Raw genomic sequence first — 18,978 nt, 5'->3', positions numbered from 1 at the left:
ATATTTTAATTTATTATAAAAGTAATTTACTAAAGTGATATTTTGTAATCTTATACTAACCACCCCTAACAAGATTTATTATTAGTACTCCGCCTAAGTCTTGGTAAAATAAGATATATACAATAAAAGCATATAGTACCCAAAAAACCACCTGTAAAATCTATTAGTACATCTCTTACACTTGATGTTCTTCCAGGTACGTAAATTTGATGAAATTCATCAAGTACTGCATACATTAGGACTATAAAAAGTACATATATAATTGCACTTTTTCCATTCATTCCAAAAGCAATAAGAGTTAAGGCTACTAAAATTGCTAAGAGAAAAAATTCAAACATATGTGCTAGTTTTCTTATAATAACCTCTTCACTAATAGTTATATTCAATTTATCTTTAATTCCACTTTTTACTTCTTTCTTTATTGGTACTTTACTCTCTGCTTTATTCAAAATTCCTGAACTAACCTTATTTGAATCATATCCAGTTTTACTTGAATTATAAAATATAAATCCCATAGCAAATAATAATAGTATTATTACTCCGACTTTCTTCCACATATCTTAATCCCTCCCCATTCCTATAATTATTATATACTATTGTAAAGATAAATAAATTTCAGAAATATTAATTTTAATAAGTGACAGATAATACTCTATATCTTCGTATGTAAAGTATATAAGAAAATAAAGGGAGGTTATAATAATGAAAGGAAAAATTAATCATGAGATGAATTCTCTAAGAACTTTTGCAATATTCCTTGTGGTTTTACTTCATGTTAATGCAAATAATGTAATGAAGCTCTTAACTGGAACTGACCTAATCAACTCATCAGAAATTGTAACTTTTATATCAATAATTACTCGCATAGGAGTTCCTATTTTTGTAATGTTAAGTGGGCGATATCTATTAGCCTCAGTTAAGGATTACAGCTTAAAAGAATTTTATAAAAAAAGAGTACCTAGGCTAATATTGCCACTATTAGCTGCTGTAATAATATATTTTCCATTCTATATGATAGGAATTGAAGAGGCCACATTTCTTAATTATATAAAAGATATCTTTACCGGATTTAAATCTAATCCTTTGTGCATTCATTTATGGTATATCTACATGCTACTAATACTATATTTATTGTCACCACTATTTTATAAACTACTTCAAGGAAAGTCCCTAAAAAAATCTCTAACTATCTCAATAGGACTCTGTGTACTAGGCTTGATTATGGAAATAATTAAGAATATTACAGGAATTAATATTTGGATATTCTGGTGGATTGAATTTTCTGGACTATTTACTCTTGGATATGTATTGAAAGATTTTAAAATAAAAAATAAAAGATGGCTATTTTTTGCTATAGCTTTAATAGTTGAATTAGTATCAACTATATGGAGTATTTACTTACTTAATATAGGAAATGACTTATGGTTTTTCTTTCATTTAGGTCTAGTACCAAATGCACAAATAACAACAATAATGATATATCTATTTGCTAATTCTTTTGAAGGAAAAAACAGTATATTATCACGTATTTCAAAATATACTCTAGGAATATATTTATACCATCCACTTATAATAGTTACAGTTGTTAAGATTATTGATACAGGTATAATTATTCTCAATATCTTTATAGGTACAGTTGTCGCTTTTCTGGTTCCACTGGTGATTATGATTTTCCTGTATAAAATAAAGCCTATTAGAAAGTTTATATCCTAATATTATATTTAGTTTAATCTTATCTAATAAAAAAGATGTGTACTTTACATTACACATCTTTTTTCTTTACTATAAGGCTATTTTAGAATCTAACTCTTTCTTTAATTCATCAGTTATATTCAATAAAGGTAATCTAACCTCCTGAGAATCAATTAGACCAATCTTCTCTAACATATACTTAATAGGAGTTGGATTTGGCTCCTTAAACATTAATGGAATAATCCTGCTTAATTCCTTCCATGTTTCTAGTGCAGACTTAGCATCGTTATTTTGAATATCATTATAAACCTTTAAGAAATCCTTAGTTCTTATATGAGAAGATGCAGTTACACCCCCATCTCCACCTAATAATAATGAACTATAAAGCAGAGTATCCTCACCTGACATAACACTAAAGTTCTCAGGCTTATTTAATAATAATTCAATAGTCTGATCAAAATCTCCACATGCATCCTTGATACCAATTATATTCTTCTTTTCTGCTAATCTTAGAATAGTGTCATTATCCATATTTCTTCCTGTTCTATAAGGAATGTTATATAATAGAATATCTAAATCAGTGCTATCAGAAATTCTATTGAAATGCTCATAAATCCCTCTTTGATCTGGTCTATTATAATAAGGACTTACAGATAAAATACCTTGAACCTTATACTTTTCAGCAAGTTTTAATTTTTCTTGTACAGCCTTAGTATTATTGCCTCCAAGACCTATTATGACAGGTACTCTTCCATTAACAAATTCCATAGACTTTGCTATGACTTCTTCATACTCTAAGTCAGTTAGTGTTGGTGTTTCCCCTGTAGTTCCAAGGGGCATTAATCCATGAACTCCTTCACCTATATAGTGGTCAACTAATCTCTTGTAGGAAATCATATCCAATTCTTCATCCTTGAATGGTGTCACTAATGGCACCCATAAACCTTTAATACTCATTTTTATCTTACCTCCATTTTTTAGGTAAGGGCTTAGCTTTTTATTGCATAATAATACCCACCATAGATAGACTATGATGGGTAGATTTCACTTAAAAAGCTATATACATACAGAAATTTTATAAATCCTTGTAGCCCTCCACTTTCGTGACAGTTATGCAAATATTCTTTACATACCCAGGATAAAACCTTGCAGATTTATATCCTTCGGCTAGTATACCTTTCACTTATCATCTTCATGTGCCCACTCCAATAAGATACTCTTTATATCCAGCGCCTCTACCCTGATTGTTATTCAATTAATTAAATAATAACTCTAATGCTATACTTTGTCAATTAATATTACCTTATTTCTTCATACTTTTCCAAATCTTATAACCTGTTGTCCCAAATAATAGTACTAGGAATATAGGGAGAAAAATTATTCCTAATCCTGTTGCTTCACCTAAAGCAACTTTTATCATTCTCCAATTAATATACCCAAAACATAATACTATTTCTACATTTAGATATAGTATCAATTCCCTTGCATTGTGATATTGATACTCCATATTATCTTTTGTTATTTTAACTGAGTAATTATATGCTTCCGGAATAAAACTTAATCCCACTAGCAAAGAGTATGAAAGGAAAGATATTATGGGAAATACTACTAGTGAAATCTTTCCTCCCCATGAATCTGGATTTCCACTACCTCCAAAATGTGTTGGTATTCTATCCGGTATCTTATTCCATGTATAAAGGATATATACTATCATAAATACTATTCCTAAAGTAGCTATAAAAATAGAAATCCTTTCTTTCTTACTGTATTTTATTTTGAATTTAGAATTATTATCCGCACTATAATTATTACTCATAATACATCTCCTAAATATCCTATTATATTTTACTATCTCTTATTTAGAATAACTACTTTATAAACTTATTAATAGCATATGCCACACCATCATTTTCATTGCTTAATGTAATATAATCTGCCTTTTTCTTAACATGATCTAATGCATTTTCCATTGCAATACCAAGACCTGCTACCTCAATCATCTCTATATCATTAGTATTATCTCCAAATGCCATAATTTGTGAAGAATCTATACCCAAGTACTCTCCAAACTTTTTAATAGCACTACCCTTATTAACTTCCTTATGTAAAATTTCAATATTTCGTTCGTAGGATGATGTTATAAATACATCTGTAATATTACTTATCTTTTCACTTATTTTATTTAGAAGATCTCTATCTGCATCTAACACTTCAATCTTCTCTACATTATAATCATATTCATCAATATAGTTAGAAATATCTGTAACTGTTAAGCCTCTGCCAAATAATCTTTGATATTCTTCATTCTTTAACTCTTCCGTTATATCATCCTTTTTAATTTTAAGCATAAGAAGTTTAGTAATGATTTCATCAATTCTTTTTGGCACAGTTCCTAATATCTCATTTTCACAATAAATCTTAAATAGCATGTCCTCATCTTCTAGTACTTTAAGGATTTCTTTAACTGCATTTCTATCTAAAAGCCTCTTCCAGATTATTTCTCCCTTATCATTTCTTATCTCTGTACCATTAAGACCTATTGCATCAACATCAATTTCATATTCTCTAGCAATTTTCTCTAAAAAAACATATTCTCGCCCTGAAACAAAAGCAAATCTTATTCCCTTTTCTCTAACTTTTCTTATTGCTTCAATATTCCTTTCTGAAATCTTCTTATCATTATTTAATAGTGTACCATCCATATCTGTCACTATAAGCTTGTAATCTATTTCTTCCATTTACTAATCCTCCATCTCTTTCTATCTACCAATATTATACACCAATTTACATAATATAAAAGAAACTATATACAAAATAAATACTATGTATAGACCTAATATTACATATAAAAAAGACCCCCATATATTGGGGGTCTACTTACTTTCATATAGGTAGTCTTACAATTAATATGATAGTCCTTACTTTTAATTTATATATTATTCTATTTTGAATTTTAATATGCTTATAGATATCTATTAGGATTTATATTCATCTTTTAATAGGGAATAGTATACTCTACTAATATATTTTCCATCCAAATAAAAGTAATCTCTATAAGTTCCTTAATATATAAAATTGCATTTTTAATTACCCTCTTAGAAGAAAAATTATCTTCTCTGAAAATCCCTACCTATACAAAACTCTATTTCTGCAAAGTGATTTTGGTTATCTACAAGGAAAAATGCAATTTGCCCAATACTTTAACATATCATCTACATCTTTATAATCAAAATTCCTTAAAATCAATCTATCTGTCTCGATAGTTCTAGTACCAATATTATTAAGCATTTATTCACCTCTATACAACCTAAATTACATACTTAAAATTCTAATGTTGCAAAGTAATCTTCCGGTGTTTCTGCCCTTCTTATTTGTCTTACAGCTCCATCCTCTTCTAATAAAAGCTCAGCAGATTTTAATTTACCATTATAATTATAACCCATAGCAAATCCATGAGCTCCAGTATCATGAATTACTACAACATCCCCAATAGAAATCTTAGGTAATTTACGATCTATTGCAAATTTATCATTATTTTCACATAATGAACCAGTTACATCGTACATATAATCACAAGGCTCATTTTCCTTTCCCATAACAGTTATATGATGGTATGCTCCATACATAGCTGGTCTCATAAGGTTAACAGCTGAGGCATCTAATCCTATATAATTCTTGTGGGTATTCTTTTCATGTAATACTGTACTAACTAAATGTCCATAAGGCCCAAGCATATAACGACCAAGCTCTGTATACAAGGCTACATCCCCCATTCCCGCTGGTACTAATATTTCTTCATAAGCTTTTCTTACCCCTTCACCTATTTCTAATATATCATTAGGTTCCTTGTCAGGGGTATATGGTATTCCAACTCCACCAGAAAGATTTATAAATCCTATATGTACCCCTGTTTCCTCCTTTAATTCTACTGCTAATTTAAAAAGTATTTTTGCAAGTTCTGGATAATATTCATTTGTTACAGTGTTACTAGCTAAAAATGAATGTATTCCAAACTCCTTAACACCAAGGGCCTTAAGCTTTAGGAAAGCTTCAGTCATTTGAGGTCTTGTAAGTCCATATTTAGCATCACCTGGATTGTCCATAATTGTTGTTCCTAAAGAGAATGTTCCTCCTGGATTATATCTACAAGATATAATTTCAGGGATACCTGCTACTTCCTCAAGAAAATCAATATGGCTTATATCATCAAGATTAATTGTTGCATTAATCTTTCTAGCATATTTAAACTCATTTGCTGGAGTATCATTAGATGAAAACATTATCTCATCTCCTTCAAATCCACATCTTTCACTCATCATTAACTCAGTCAAAGAAGAACAATCCATACCACATCCTTCTTCCTTAAGAATTTTAAGTATATGTGGATTAGGTGTTGCCTTTACAGCAAAGTATTCTTTAAATCCTTTATTCCAAGAAAATGCTTGATTTAATTTACGTGCATTTTCTCTTATTCCCTTTTCATCGTAAATATGAAATGGTGTAGGATATTCCTTTATTATTTGATCTAATTGGTCCTTTGTTACAAATGTTTTTTTCATTCTCATCATCCTTTCTCTATTTCAATTATTTTTATTTCGTTCCTAAGAGCTTCTTTAAATACTTTTACTAAATTATTATTTGTAGAATATAAACAAGTAGAATTCTGCTTGTCCTGTATTTCTCCTGTTAAAACCTTCTTAGAGTCTACAATTAATCTTACTTGCTCTGGAGACTTATCTGAGTGATATATCTTAGCTCCTTTAAAATTAAAAGTAGGATTTGTTATAATAACAATTTTAATTTCCCTTTCCCTAAGTACCTCTAACTCTGGTAAAAGTTCTTCTACTCTTTCCCTTGCTAAAGAAATATATACTCTTTCCCTAGCTTCAATTAGCATATTTTTAACCTTGTCTATAATATGTTTTTCACTTTTTATTGTTATATAAGCATCACTTTCTACTCTTCTTTTTGGTATGCTGCTTATTAAGTCCGACTTGATTTTCTCCATAAATCTAATTTTATTATCACAGAATTCTTCTATACTAACAGGGGTATACATAACTGCATTACCTTCTATTACATAGGCTGCACCTTTTTCAACTAGCCCTGCTAAAGCATTATATGTATTTGATCTAGATATCCCTGTCCTTTTAGAAACCTCATATCCATTTAACTCTCCTTCTGCAAATAAAAGCATATATATATTTGCTTCTTGTCTTGTCAATCCAAAGTTAATTAGCATTTCTACCAAATCCACTTTATTCACCTTCTTATATAGTATTCCTTTATAGGAATACTATATATTTTATTCTAATTTTTGTCAATAATTATTATAAAAAAATAAAAGGCACCAATAAACTTAATTAATAAGTCTACTGATACCTTTTTATCAGAAAATATATTACTTCTTTAATTTTGTACCTTCACTATTTTGTTCAATCTTTCCTTCTTTCATTAATCCACCAAGGGCCATTTTAAAGTAGTTCTTTGATGTATGGAAAGTTTCTTTTATAACTTCTGGAGCAGTTTTATCATTAAGTGACATAACTCCTCCATTCTTCTCTAAATACTCAAGGATTTGTTCCTTTAATATTTCTCTTTCATCTAGTCTCTTCTTTCTGTTAGTTACACCTATTACACCATCTTCATATATCTTTTTAACTCTAGCTGTAAATTTATCACCTGGATAAATATCTTTAAAGTGTTCGTTCCCTAAAATAATTGCTTGATACTTCCCATCTATAGCAACTCTTATAGTCTTTTCCCCACCTTTACCATAAGTAATAACTTCAACTTCGTCTTCTACCTTATATCCTTCTCCAATCTGGATATAGTTATCAACATATGTTGTAGCTGCTATTCTACCTGTCTTATCCACATAAGCATATAGTAAATAACTCTTACCTGTTAATAGCTTAAACTTTTGCTCTTTTATAGGTATAAAGATATCTCTATCAAGCCCCATGTTAGCAAAAGCTCCAAAAGAACTTTGACCAACAACTTCTAAGTAAGCTACCTCTCCAACTGTTATTAAGGGTTTATGTAAGGTTGCTATAGGTCTATCCTTTGAATCTCTATATGCAAAAACTTCAATTTCATCTCCTACCTTAACTTCCTTACCATTAAGTAAAGCTTTTGGTAGCAGTATATCATTCCCTTCTCCATCTGTTAAATAAAAACCAAATTCCACAGCTCTATCTACTTTTAAATCATTGTATTCACCAATAAATATCATTCACTAATCTCCTGCCTTTTTCAATTACTTGTATCCTAAATTTTTCTTCTTATGTTCCTATTTATTTTATCATTACTATTGAATCTTGTCATTACTTTAACTCTATATGAATTACATTATCAATAATTATTGAGGTAGAAATCCAATTAAAACATATATATATATAGTGAACAATATTTTCGAGGTAATAAATTGGGAAAGAAAACAAAAGAACTAGCTTACTATTACGGAATTCCACATGCCCATACAGCCTTTTCCACTGGGCGTGGTACTCCTTATGACGCTTTTGAATATAGTAAAAATAATGGCTTGGACTTCTTAGCTATAACAGATCACAATTCATTCTTATCAAAAGAAATATATGTAAATAATAAACAAATTACTAGATGGAGTGCAATACACTACTTTATAGATAAGTTTAAAAAGAAAAATGATAATTTTCTTCCTATTATAGGGTTTGAAACAAGAACATCTCCATATGGGGACTTTAATATAATTAATTCTAATACTTTCTTTACTGGAGTCCTTAAAGAATTAAATCTTCTTATTTTATGGATGTTAAATAACCCTGATGCAATAGTTACATTAAATCATCCACACAAAAATGTACTTGATCTTAAGTATAATCCAGTTTTAAATAAAGTAATCACCTCTGTTGAAGTTGGTAATGGATCTTTTCCTCATAAATATATAAGGCATGATAAATACTACTATTCCCTACTTGATATGGGATGGAAGCTTGGAGCAATTAATAGCCAGGATAATCATAGAATGAACTTTGGTGATAGTGAAAATCTAACTGCATTTTTAGGTTACAACCTAGATAAAGAAAATTTAATTGAGGCATTTAGGGAAAGACGTACTTATTCAACAGAATCTAGGACCCTTAGAATGTACTTTACTATAAACGATAAATTCATGGGACAAGAAATTTCTACTGAGGATAACAAGCTACGTTTTATGGTTTATGCAGAAGATATTAAAATTAGGATAAATCATATAGAAATTGTTACAAATAAAGGAGTTGTAGTTAAGAAAATATCCGATATAAATCTTAACTCCATTAAATATCTATATGAGCATGAAAGAAATGAGAATGAGAATTGGTTTTTAATTAGAATATATCAAGATGGAAATAGAATTTCTATCAGTTCTCCTATTTTTATAATATAAAGTAAAACAGCACTAGATTATCTAGTGCTGTTTTATTTAAAGCTTATTTATCATTCTTAACTCTATTTGGCTTTGCCTTAGGCTTAATAACAATTTTCTTTTCATTAGTAGCCTTAGGACCACCAGTTTGTTGTATATCCCAAAACCAAAAGAACGAAAGTACTGCACCTATTGTAATTGCAGTTCCACCCCAGAAAGGTAGATTTTCTTTTAAAACAAACTGTATTATGAATAGAATAACTGCCACTGCTAATGGTATGTACTTATTTATACGAACTTTTGTAAAAACATACTTCTTTAAAAGTAAAATCCCTCCAATTAGTACTCCAAACATGATAGCAAAATATAATACCATACTTAAAATTTTAACTAACATAATGTCTTATCCTCCTAACAACTGACTATAACTATAATATTAGATTAAAATGAATACTTTTTCAAGTAAAATTATATAACATATCTAAAATTATCATTATTCCCTATTTTTCTTTAAATTGGATATTATTTTGATAAAGTATCAAAAATAATCAATAATATTTACATTTCTTTATTTTCTGCTTTGAAATTGCTTGTATTTTTGATAGAATATAAAAGGAAATAAAAGAATTTTAACGGGGTGGTAAAATGGCAGTTAATCCAACTCTTCAATTAGATGAGTTAGACCTTCAAATATTAGATTTACTTATTAAAGATTGTAGAACTCCTTATTTAGAAATAGCAAGAATATGTCACGTAAGTGGTGGAACTATTCATGTTCGTATGAAAAAGATGGAGGACTTAGGAATTATACAAGGATCCAGAATACTTTTAGATCTTTCGAAGCTTGGTTATGATGTATGCTGCTTTGTTGGTGTTTATGTAGATAAAACCTCTTCATTCAACTCTGTAATCGAAGAAATGAAGACAATTAATGAGGTTGTTGAACTTCACTTAACTACTGGGAATTATTCAATGTTTGCTAAGGTTATTTCTAAAAATATTGCAGACTTACAAAATATCCTACTTCATAAAATTAATAATATATCTGGAATACAAAGAACAGATACATTTATCTCATTATCTCAACCAATAGATAGAAATATCTCGTTATAATCTAAATCTTGTATAGACCTTTAGTTAAATTTTATTATCTTAGTATAAAAAAACACTTTTAGGAAAGAATATAAATCGTAACAAAAAAGGAGTGTGTTTTTATGAAAATACTAGATACTATTGCTCTTGTTTTAGTAGTTATTGGAGCAGTTAACTGGGGTCTTATTGGTTTTTTTGAATTTGATTTAGTTGCTGCTCTTTTTGGCGAGATGACAGCCTTTAGCAGAATAGTGTACGGTCTTGTTGGAGTAGCAGGATTATATGCGATTTCTTTCTTTGCCAAAAGCCAGTACAAAAGTGTAGAATAATTAACCTAGTCCAGCAATTCCTTTGCTGGGCTTAATTGTTTTACCTTCTTTTAATAAAGTTTAAGTAAATTTAAGAAACTTTTAAGCTTCTATTTAATATAATTTTAAGATTAACATTCTATAATATAAGTACGTAATGAAGAAAGGAGGATAATATGCATAATCTTAGTATTATTAATTTTAGTTTCTATAACTTAGTATTATATTTTATTATGTATTCTTTTCTTGGTTGGTGTGTTGAAGTTGCATATGCATACAAAAATCAAAAAAAGTTTGTAAACAGAGGTTTTTTACATGGCCCGCTTTGCCCTATTTATGGAACTTGTATTTTATCTATCGTTATTACTTTAGATTATTTTAGAAATAACCTTATGGTATTATTATTATTTGCTACTATTTTAACATCATTTATTGAATATTTTACAGGTTTCTTACTAGAAAAATTGTTCAAAAGAAAATATTGGGATTATAGTGAGGATCCTTTTAATATTCATGGTAGAATATGTTTACATTTTTCATTAATGTGGGGATTAGTATCTGTTGCTGTTGTTAGAATCATTCATCCTATAATAGTGTATTTAGTAGATTTATTACCCCCAAGGTTAGGCTTATTTATATTTTATATATTAATTATCTCTATTATATTAGATTTATCTTCAACAATAGCTTCTCTTATTGATTTTAAGAAGCTTACTTTCAATATCCAGTTAGATGCAGGGATTCTTAGTAATAAATATAGTAACTTACTTCAATCATCAAAAGATAGACATCTTTCTAAGAATATTGAAGATAAACTACTAGAATTAAAAGAAAAACTTATCAATTGGCGAAATAAAATATAGAATATTATTAATAGAAAAAGGATTAAATCTACAACTATAGATTTAATCCTTTTTTCCTACTATTTTATTCACTAAGCTTCTTAATTTCATCAAATAGTTCTAATGCAGCATTTCTAGGTCCGTTCTTTTCTTGACCGCTAACACCTAGACATGTCTTAATTTGACCAACCTTAACACCAGCTTCATTAAACATTACATCAAAGTACTTTTCTATTAATACATCCGTTTCAGCTTCCTTTTGTGCTGGTCCAAATGGATTAGCAAAATATGACTCAACTAGCCCCTTTTCTGTAGTTGTACCCTTTGCCATTCTAGCTCCTGCTCTAAATACCTTAATTGCCTCTTCTGGAGTATTGAAGTATTCTAATGAACATCCACCTTCTTCAACCTTAGTATAGTTGTTTGCATATAAGAATAAATCTACATTATATCCCTTAACTACCTCTTTGTAAGGTGTTATTGGCATAACAAGTCTTGCATTAGTCTTATCTGGATTCATAAATATACTTCTATCCATTTCCTTAAATGCATAACCTTGATCTAAATCATCAAGTCTTACAAATGCACCTATTTCGGTACCGATACCTATTATCTTTCCGTCTACTATCTTAAATGTTCCCATATCATCAAATAGAATTGTCATATTTGAAATATAGTCTTCACTTAAAGATCTAAAAGCTTCTATACTTTCTGATTTACCGGCTCCACTATCTCCCATAATTACAACATTAGCTGTATTTCCGTTTTTAAGGACAATATTTACCATTGCGCCATGTATTGGTAAATATCCTTTCTTTATAGTAATTAAATTGTGAAGAGTTAATGACATCTTCTTCATATAGCCAAAATAATCAATCTTATCTGAGTGATTTACATATCCTAGCATAATACCATTCTTTTCATCATCATAGAATACTGTTTGTAAATCTTCACCTTCATCAGTAGCTCCGAATACATATACAATATCTGGTTTTCTACCTCTACACTCTTCTTTTCTTGCCATTTCAAACAAGTTACACAAAGTAATACCATGTTCCATATAATCTCTATGGAAGTAAATATATGCTAAAGATTCACCTATCTTAGCTGGATAACAGAACCAGTGATCCTTATTAATATTAGCGAACTTTAATGGATTTTCCTTAACCTCTGAGAATATCCCATCCCTTGTACTTCTTTTAGGATAAGTTATAAATGGTGTTTCTAAGAGAATAGAATCAATAAATGGAATATCTTCTAGTATTTCATATCCCTTTGGAATAGGCCATATAAGCTTATTAATCATAATGCATGAATTTCCACCTGCTGGTATTTGTCTAAATACCTTTGGTGCAACTCCCATAACATTTTTTTCTATCTTTCTATATAACTTTAATACTAATTTAGAGAATTCAGCATTAGCTTCTGTAAAGCTCATTGCAGCCAATCCTTGTTCTACTGTTCCACTATGAATTAAAGTATATCTTTCTAATCTTCTCCAGAATAAGTATAAATCTTCTACTAACGCTATAAATTCATCTTTATCTGATAATATAGATTCATATCTAGGGTTACTTTCAATTATCTCTCTTGCACTCATAACTGTCAGATATTTAAATATTTTTGCTAAATCTTTTCTTAAAATTGATATGTCATCTGTTTCTAGTGATTTTTCTAACAATCTAAAAGATAAAGTATTTTTCTTTTGTGCCTTCTTTAAATATACATCGATAATTCTTCTGAAACCTTCACTCTCTAATAAAGCTTCAAAAGTCTTACAGTATTTAGCAGTAAAATTTATTATTATTTTGTCATTACTCATTGAAAATTCTTTTCTCATTTTTTTGCCCCCTTATGAAATTTAGAACTTGATAAAATTGCATTTTCATCATCAAATCACCGTATTGATAAAATTATACCACAATAATTGCAATTTTCAAATATTCAATTTTTCATTTTTCAGTGTTTTTTCTTCATATTTGTCATTGTAAAGGTTGCCATTGAAAGTCTTCTAATTAATTTGCAAGATTTAAAAAATGTCAAAAAAAAGTTCTTACCAATATAATTATACAAATAGACAGCTACTTTTACATATTTGTACATATTATATTGATAAAAACCTCTTATTTACATATAAATTCTATTATAATTTTAATATTTTATTATATAATTCACTAACCTTTCCTTGGACCTCTTCTGTTAAAAATTTTTCTTCTTCTCTCGAAAGATTATTAACCTCCAGTGGCTCTCCAAAAATTATTGTTATTTTTCCTGGAATAAAGTTTCTTGTATCCTCAAAGCAAGCTGAAGTTCCATTTAAGGCAAAGGGAACTATTGGTACTTTTGCTTTAGTTGCAAGTTTTATACTTCCCTTCTTAAACTCTTTAATATTGCCATCTTTGCTTCTTGTTCCTTCTGGAAATACTGCAAATGTATATCCTGCTTTAATATTTGCTATTGCGGTATTAATTGCTTTCATACCTTCTCTAACATTTTCCCTATTTAGAGCTACACTTTTTAAATGTGTAATCCAGTATCCCATTATAGGTATTTTTACAAGTTCATGTTTTGCCACAAAATCTACAGGTCTTCCTATAGAATATCTTAATAAAGGAATATCTAGTATACTTTGATGGTTCCCCATAAATACACAGGTGTCATCGGGAATATTCTCTTTTCCTTCAATCCTAATATCCATCCCTATTATTTTTATTGTAAATAAGCTCCATTTTATAAAAACTTCTTGTCCATATCTCCAGGCTATATCCTCACCCTTAAATTTATGAAGATAATCTCGCTTTATACCTTTAATTCTTACCCAAATCATATATATTCCATAACATATAAATTTCAAATATTTCATATACTATCCCCTTTTCACTAATAAATTAAAATAATTATATCCTTTTAGCTTTTTTTTAGCAATAAATTCTTATTGCTTTGAATATAACTGTTTATCATGTTAAAATATTGGTGATTATACAAATGAAAAGGAGGATTTTATTGTGAAAAAGAAAATTTCAATATTAGCTCTAATAGTGTGCTTTTTCACTGTTTTTCTAACAGGTTGTACTAATACTACTCCCCCTGTTGGTGATACTAAAGGAGAAATGAAAGTACATTATATTAACGTAGGTCAAGGTGACTCTATGTTAGTACAAGTAAATGATAAAAATATGCTAATTGACTGTGGTCCTAGAAGTGGTAAGGATGAATTATTTAACTATCTTAACGAACTAAATATTAAAAAGTTAGATTATGTTATAGCTACACATCCTCATGAGGACCACATTGGAAATATGGGTGATGTAGTAAGGAAATATGAAATAGGTGCTTTTTATGCTCCCAAGGTTGAACATACTACTAAAACTTTTGAAAATATGATAGAGGCTTTACAGAAAAAGAATCTTAAGATTAATACTATTAAAGCTGGTACCGATTCTATTGATTTAGGTCAGGGAACAAGAGTATCTATATTCTCTCCAGTAAAGGATGAATACAAAGAAGGTAGCAAGCCTGATTTTAATAATTATTCCCCTATAATGAAAATAGAATTTGGATCAAACTCATTCCTATTTACTGGTGATGCTGAAAAAGAAGTAGAATCTGAGGTACTCGCAAATAAGTCCGATGTTAAAGCTGATGTTTTAAAGTTTGGACATCATGGCTCATCAACTTCAACTTCAGAGGAGTTCTTCAAAGCTGTAAATCCTTCAATAGGTGTAATATCACTAGCTGCTGATAATTCATACGGGCATCCACATAAAGAAACCCTTAAAACTATTAAGGACAATAACTTAACTGTTTATAGAACTGATAAGGACGGAGACATAGTTCTAGTTTCAGATGGTACTACAATTAAAAAGAAATAACTTGTAATAAAAAACACTCTAGTTTAGTTATTAACTAGAGTGTTTTTCTTCTATTTTATTTTGGTACTCATCTAGCTCTTCAATGGATTTTGCTACCTCATCAATAACATCAATTTCAACTTCTCTAATAACTTCATCTTCTATTCCTTCAATATCTTCAATTGACTTTATATCATTTATATCACTTTCTTCAATAATATCTTCTTCAACATATATAAACTGTTTCCAATTCACATAAATATGATAAAGATTCACAACATCCTGTTCATTATACAATAGAATTTTTTCAACCTTTTCTTTAGGCATTCTTTTAATATACTCTCTATCTTTCATTACCTTATGAAAGGTTTTCGCTAAATTTGATCCGCTAATAAGTTCGCTTTCTCTTATTATGCCAAATTGCTTTTCCAACTTTTTCAGACCTATAGAGGTACCTTTCTCTCTTTCATATTCCTTTTGTATATCTACAGAGTCAAATTCCTCTTTAAAATCATAGCCTATACCATACTTTTCAAATAAATAATTAATAACAGTGAAGTCATTATTTCCTGAGAAAGTAACAATTGCTTTCTTCCCAGCTTCCTTCATTTTAATGAAGTAATTTTTAGCTAAGTGAAGAATATCAATCGCCTCATATCTATTTTCTATCATATATTGAGTTACCTGAATGGTTTTTGAATCTTTGTCATATATACTAGCGCCAAAGACCCCAATACATTTAGGCTTTTTATAAACATAATGCTCTAAGTCAAAAAATATAATATCTTCAGGCAAATATTCCATCTTATCGTGCCGAATCATTAATTCCTCAGAAACATCCTCTAATTTTAGGGTGTTCTCTCTAATTATCACAGTACCACTCTTTTCTACACAAATTGTAAATTACCTATATCTAAGTTATAGGTAACATCTTTTCTTTCAACAATAACATTTACCTTTTCTTTTAATTCTTCATCACCTACAACCTTAGTTAGTAGTTCTTTAGTTGGGTTCATACAATATGGGTTATTAACCATCTTTAGCATAGTATAATCCCCACCTGTATCACCATATGCGTAACTTTTACTTAAATCTATATTATATAATTCTTCTAACTCTTTTATTGCTTTCTCTTTACTTACACTATCCCACATCGGAATTACTTCCCCAGTATACATATTATGTTCGTCCTGTACATAAATTGAACCTCTAAAGTCATCAAATCCATATTTATTTGCCATTTCTCTTACTAACTCGTATGGAGATCCAGAAACAGTTATTACAATATGCCCTTGTTCCTTATGCCACTTTATTCTATCCCTAGTAAATGTATAAACTCTATCGCCCTTTTGTTCTACAACTCTCTTTGCAATAAAGTCTATTTGATCTCTTTTAAGCCCCTTTATTGCATCCATATATATATCTACCATCTTTAATAGATACATATCATAATCTCCCTGTCTCTTGTCCCATTTAATAAATTCTGGTCTTACTTCATTATACCATTTTTCTCCTTGAATAATTTCATATTTTACTAATTTCTTAAAAACCTCTGTTATTAACCCTTCTCTGTAGACAGTTCCATCAATATCAAAAAATGCAGCTACCTTTTTCATTTGTATCTCCTCCTTTATACTAGTCTATACATTATATAATTATCTAATATTATACTAATATTTTTTCCTTATGCAAATCACTGTAAATTTTTCCTAATTGATAAAGAATTTCATTGACATTGTAGCCCATAAATGATATTATTATGGTAAGATGATAATGATTTTCAGTGGAGGTGATGTGTGTGTGTCTATGTGATTTAAAACTTGGTGAATTTGGCACAGTTAATATCGTAAAAGGAAATGAAAAACTTGCCAAAAGATTGTCAGCTCTTGGATGCATCGAAGGGACAGAAATTCAAATGAAAAGAATCGCACCTTTAGGTGACCCAATTATAGTAAATCTAAGGGGATTTGATTTAGCTATTAGAAAAAATGATGCCAAAAATATAATTTTGCAAAAGTAAAGGGGATATTATATGACTACAATTGCTCTTCTTGGTAATCCAAATGTGGGTAAAACAACACTATTTAATGCCTTAACTGGCTCAAAACAATATGTTGGAAACTGGCCTGGTGTTACTGTAGATAAAAAAGAAGGATACTTCGGGGAAATAAAAATAGTAGACCTTCCAGGGATATATGCTATGGATACTTTTTCAAATGAAGAAAAGGTAGCAAAGAAATTTATTGAAGGTGATGAAGTAGATTTAATTCTAAACATCGTAGATGCTTCGAATTTAGATAGAAATCTCTACTTAACAACTCAATTAAAACAATTTAACAAACCTATAATATTAGCTGTTAACATGGTTGATATTGCAGAAAATAAAGGAATTATTATTGATTATAAAAAACTTGAAACCTTATTTAATATAAAGGTTATTCCAATATCTGCTTCAAAAGGAACTGGATTAGATGAACTTAAGTCTGAACTATCTTCAAATAATATTTCTTATACAAATGATAGTGAAAAATTTAACTTTCCTTCTGAAAAAGAAGCTTACGCTTATATAGAAGATGCTTTACTAAAATGTAATAAGTTTACTAAAGATAATAAGACGACTTTTTCAGATAAGTTAGACAAAGTACTACTTAATCCATTTTTAGCTTACCCTATATTTATATTAATGATGATTTTAATGTTCCAAGTTACTTTTGCTTGGGTTGGACAACCTCTATCAGATATGTTAGATGGACTTTTAAATGATTCATTTATGCCATGGTTAAGTGATATGCTTTCAAGCTCCTCTCCTTGGTTCCAGTCATTAATTGTTGATGGAATCGTGGGCGGAGTTGGTGGAATTCTTGTATTACTTCCAGTAATACTTGCCTTATTCGTATGTATAACTATTTTAGAAGATAGTGGATATATGGCTAGAGTAGCTTTTATAATGGATAAACTCATGAGAAAAATGGGCCTTTCAGGTAAAGCTTTCATTCCAATGATTGTAGGATTCGGATGTACAGTTCCTGCTATTATGAGTGCAAGAACCCTTGAAAGTGAAAAGGATAGAAAGCTTACTGCTTTACTAGTTCCTTTAATGTCTTGTAATGCAAGACTTCCTGTTTACACAGTATTTGCAGCTGTATTTTTCTCTGAACATCAAGGCTTAATAGTTGCTTCACTTTACTTTTTAGGTGTTTTACTAGCATTTCTAATTGGAATACTATTTAAGAATACAATATTTAAGAAAGATGAAGAGCCTTTTATAATCGAATTACCTGAGTACAAGAAACCTGAACTTAAGTCTGTGTTAAAGCAAACTTTTGATAAAGCTAAAGGATTCTTAAAGAAAGCTGGAACTATAATATTTGCTATGACTGTAGTTATTTGGTTCCTATCAAACTTTAGCTTTACTGGAATGGTTGATGATGTTAATAATAGTATTTTAGCTGGTATAGGTTCTGTAATTGCCCCAATATTTAGCCCGTTAGGATTTGGTAATTGGCAATCAGCAGTTTCCTTACTATCAGGACTGTTAGCAAAAGAAACAATAATTGCTTCAATGGAAGTTATATTTGCTGGTGATTTAGCAGTTACTCTTACATCACACTTTAATGCATTATCTGCTTATTCATTCTTAGTATTCATATTACTTTACACACCTTGTGTATCAGTAATTGGAGCTATGAAAAAAGAGTATGGTGGTAAATTAACTTTATTCTCAGTATTCTATCAACTTGGTTTAGCTTGGATAGTTTCCTTCTTAGTCTTTAACATAGGTAATCTAATATTTTAATTAAAGAAGG

21 protein-coding genes and 1 riboswitch are annotated in these 18,978 nt (G+C 29.4%); of the genes, 8 read left to right on the top strand and 13 right to left on the bottom strand.

Annotated elements, in window-relative coordinates; genetic code table 11:
- Positions 1-65: 65 nt before the first annotated feature.
- A complete protein-coding gene (locus ACSYT2_RS03940; protein WP_430855876.1) occupies positions 66-557 on the bottom strand; it encodes a VanZ family protein in 492 nt (163 codons plus the stop codon).
- A 145-nt stretch (positions 558-702) separates the two neighbouring features.
- On the opposite strand from ACSYT2_RS03940, the gene ACSYT2_RS03935 reads away from it, so the two are divergent.
- Positions 703-1,713 (top strand): acyltransferase, encoded by a 1,011-nt coding sequence (locus ACSYT2_RS03935; protein ID WP_438383614.1) that lies wholly within the window; start codon positions 703-705, stop codon positions 1,711-1,713.
- Between the two features lie 69 nt (positions 1,714-1,782).
- Here the strand turns inward: ACSYT2_RS03935 and dapA are convergent, their stop codons facing one another.
- The 7 genes from dapA to ACSYT2_RS03900 form a co-directional block, all read right to left on the bottom strand.
- Positions 1,783-2,649: a 4-hydroxy-tetrahydrodipicolinate synthase gene (gene dapA, locus ACSYT2_RS03930; protein ID WP_430855874.1), complete on the bottom strand. Its 867-nt coding sequence runs from the start codon at positions 2,647-2,649 to the stop codon at positions 1,783-1,785.
- A gap of 123 nt (positions 2,650-2,772) precedes the next feature.
- Positions 2,773-2,938: riboswitch (Lysine riboswitch) on the bottom strand.
- 57 nt (positions 2,939-2,995) lie between these two features.
- Positions 2,996-3,508, bottom strand: coding sequence for a DUF1648 domain-containing protein (locus ACSYT2_RS03925; RefSeq protein WP_430855873.1), 513 nt, complete (start codon positions 3,506-3,508; stop codon positions 2,996-2,998).
- Between the two features lie 52 nt (positions 3,509-3,560).
- Positions 3,561-4,430, bottom strand: a complete 870-nt coding sequence (locus ACSYT2_RS03920) for a Cof-type HAD-IIB family hydrolase (RefSeq protein ID WP_438383613.1) — start codon at positions 4,428-4,430, stop codon at positions 3,561-3,563.
- Between the two features lie 427 nt (positions 4,431-4,857).
- Positions 4,858-4,980, bottom strand: a complete 123-nt coding sequence (locus tag ACSYT2_RS03915) for a hypothetical protein (protein WP_438383611.1) — start codon at positions 4,978-4,980, stop codon at positions 4,858-4,860.
- Positions 4,981-5,012: 32 nt separating this feature from the next.
- A complete protein-coding gene (locus ACSYT2_RS03910) occupies positions 5,013-6,251 on the bottom strand; it encodes a diaminopimelate decarboxylase (protein WP_438383609.1) in 1,239 nt (412 codons plus the stop codon).
- A gap of 5 nt (positions 6,252-6,256) precedes the next feature.
- Positions 6,257-6,949 carry a TrmB family transcriptional regulator gene (locus ACSYT2_RS03905; protein ID WP_430855869.1) on the bottom strand — a complete coding sequence of 231 codons (693 nt, stop codon included), beginning with the start codon at positions 6,947-6,949 and terminating at the stop codon, positions 6,257-6,259.
- 144 nt (positions 6,950-7,093) lie between these two features.
- On the bottom strand, positions 7,094-7,927 hold the full coding sequence (locus tag ACSYT2_RS03900; RefSeq protein ID WP_430855868.1) for a CvfB family protein: 834 nt from the start codon (positions 7,925-7,927) through the stop codon (positions 7,094-7,096).
- 192 nt (positions 7,928-8,119) lie between these two features.
- On the opposite strand from ACSYT2_RS03900, the gene ACSYT2_RS03895 reads away from it, so the two are divergent.
- A complete protein-coding gene (locus tag ACSYT2_RS03895; protein WP_438383606.1) occupies positions 8,120-9,100 on the top strand; it encodes a CehA/McbA family metallohydrolase in 981 nt (326 codons plus the stop codon).
- A gap of 43 nt (positions 9,101-9,143) precedes the next feature.
- Here the strand turns inward: ACSYT2_RS03895 and ACSYT2_RS03890 are convergent, their stop codons facing one another.
- The gene (locus tag ACSYT2_RS03890; RefSeq protein ID WP_430855866.1) at positions 9,144-9,476 is read right to left on the bottom strand and encodes a hypothetical protein; all 333 of its coding nucleotides are present in this window, start codon (positions 9,474-9,476) and stop codon (positions 9,144-9,146) included.
- Between the two features lie 248 nt (positions 9,477-9,724).
- On the opposite strand from ACSYT2_RS03890, the gene ACSYT2_RS03885 reads away from it, so the two are divergent.
- The 3 genes from ACSYT2_RS03885 to ACSYT2_RS03875 all read left to right on the top strand — a co-directional run bounded on the left by ACSYT2_RS03885 (position 9,725) and on the right by ACSYT2_RS03875 (position 11,342).
- On the top strand, positions 9,725-10,192 hold the full coding sequence (locus ACSYT2_RS03885; RefSeq protein ID WP_430855865.1) for an Lrp/AsnC ligand binding domain-containing protein: 468 nt from the start codon (positions 9,725-9,727) through the stop codon (positions 10,190-10,192).
- 101 nt (positions 10,193-10,293) lie between these two features.
- The gene (locus ACSYT2_RS03880; RefSeq protein ID WP_430855864.1) at positions 10,294-10,500 is read left to right on the top strand and encodes a DUF378 domain-containing protein; all 207 of its coding nucleotides are present in this window, start codon (positions 10,294-10,296) and stop codon (positions 10,498-10,500) included.
- Between the two features lie 155 nt (positions 10,501-10,655).
- Positions 10,656-11,342, top strand: coding sequence for a putative ABC transporter permease (locus ACSYT2_RS03875; RefSeq protein ID WP_430855863.1), 687 nt, complete (start codon positions 10,656-10,658; stop codon positions 11,340-11,342).
- Between the two features lie 64 nt (positions 11,343-11,406).
- On the opposite strand, the gene ACSYT2_RS03870 is transcribed toward ACSYT2_RS03875, so the two are convergent.
- Positions 11,407-13,161, bottom strand: coding sequence for a phosphoenolpyruvate carboxykinase (locus ACSYT2_RS03870; protein ID WP_430855862.1), 1,755 nt, complete (start codon positions 13,159-13,161; stop codon positions 11,407-11,409).
- A gap of 303 nt (positions 13,162-13,464) precedes the next feature.
- Entirely contained in the window at positions 13,465-14,184 is a 720-nt protein-coding gene (locus ACSYT2_RS03865; protein ID WP_430855861.1) for a lysophospholipid acyltransferase family protein, read from the bottom strand.
- Between the two features lie 142 nt (positions 14,185-14,326).
- Between ACSYT2_RS03865 and ACSYT2_RS03860 the strand changes: the two genes are divergently transcribed.
- Positions 14,327-15,193 carry a ComEC/Rec2 family competence protein gene (locus ACSYT2_RS03860; RefSeq protein WP_430855860.1) on the top strand — a complete coding sequence of 289 codons (867 nt, stop codon included), beginning with the start codon at positions 14,327-14,329 and terminating at the stop codon, positions 15,191-15,193.
- A 30-nt stretch (positions 15,194-15,223) separates the two neighbouring features.
- On the opposite strand, the gene ACSYT2_RS03855 is transcribed toward ACSYT2_RS03860, so the two are convergent.
- Both ACSYT2_RS03855 and ACSYT2_RS03850 read right to left on the bottom strand, forming a co-directional pair.
- Entirely contained in the window at positions 15,224-16,045 is an 822-nt protein-coding gene (locus ACSYT2_RS03855) for a ribonuclease H-like domain-containing protein (protein ID WP_438383603.1), read from the bottom strand.
- A 14-nt stretch (positions 16,046-16,059) separates the two neighbouring features.
- Positions 16,060-16,788, bottom strand: a complete 729-nt coding sequence (locus ACSYT2_RS03850) for an HAD-IB family hydrolase (protein ID WP_430855858.1) — start codon at positions 16,786-16,788, stop codon at positions 16,060-16,062.
- Between the two features lie 182 nt (positions 16,789-16,970).
- On the opposite strand from ACSYT2_RS03850, the gene ACSYT2_RS03845 reads away from it, so the two are divergent.
- Both ACSYT2_RS03845 and feoB read left to right on the top strand, forming a co-directional pair.
- Positions 16,971-17,192: a FeoA family protein gene (locus ACSYT2_RS03845; protein ID WP_430855857.1), complete on the top strand. Its 222-nt coding sequence runs from the start codon at positions 16,971-16,973 to the stop codon at positions 17,190-17,192.
- A 12-nt stretch (positions 17,193-17,204) separates the two neighbouring features.
- Entirely contained in the window at positions 17,205-18,968 is a 1,764-nt protein-coding gene (gene feoB, locus ACSYT2_RS03840) for a ferrous iron transport protein B (RefSeq protein ID WP_430855856.1), read from the top strand.
- Positions 18,969-18,978: the final 10 nt, after the last annotated feature.

Source organism: Clostridium zhoujianii (assembly GCF_051590805.1).
Taxonomy (GTDB): domain Bacteria; phylum Bacillota; class Clostridia; order Clostridiales; family Clostridiaceae; genus Clostridium.
The sequence above is the reverse complement of the archived record's forward strand: the minus strand, read 5'-3'. Positions and strand labels throughout refer to the sequence as shown.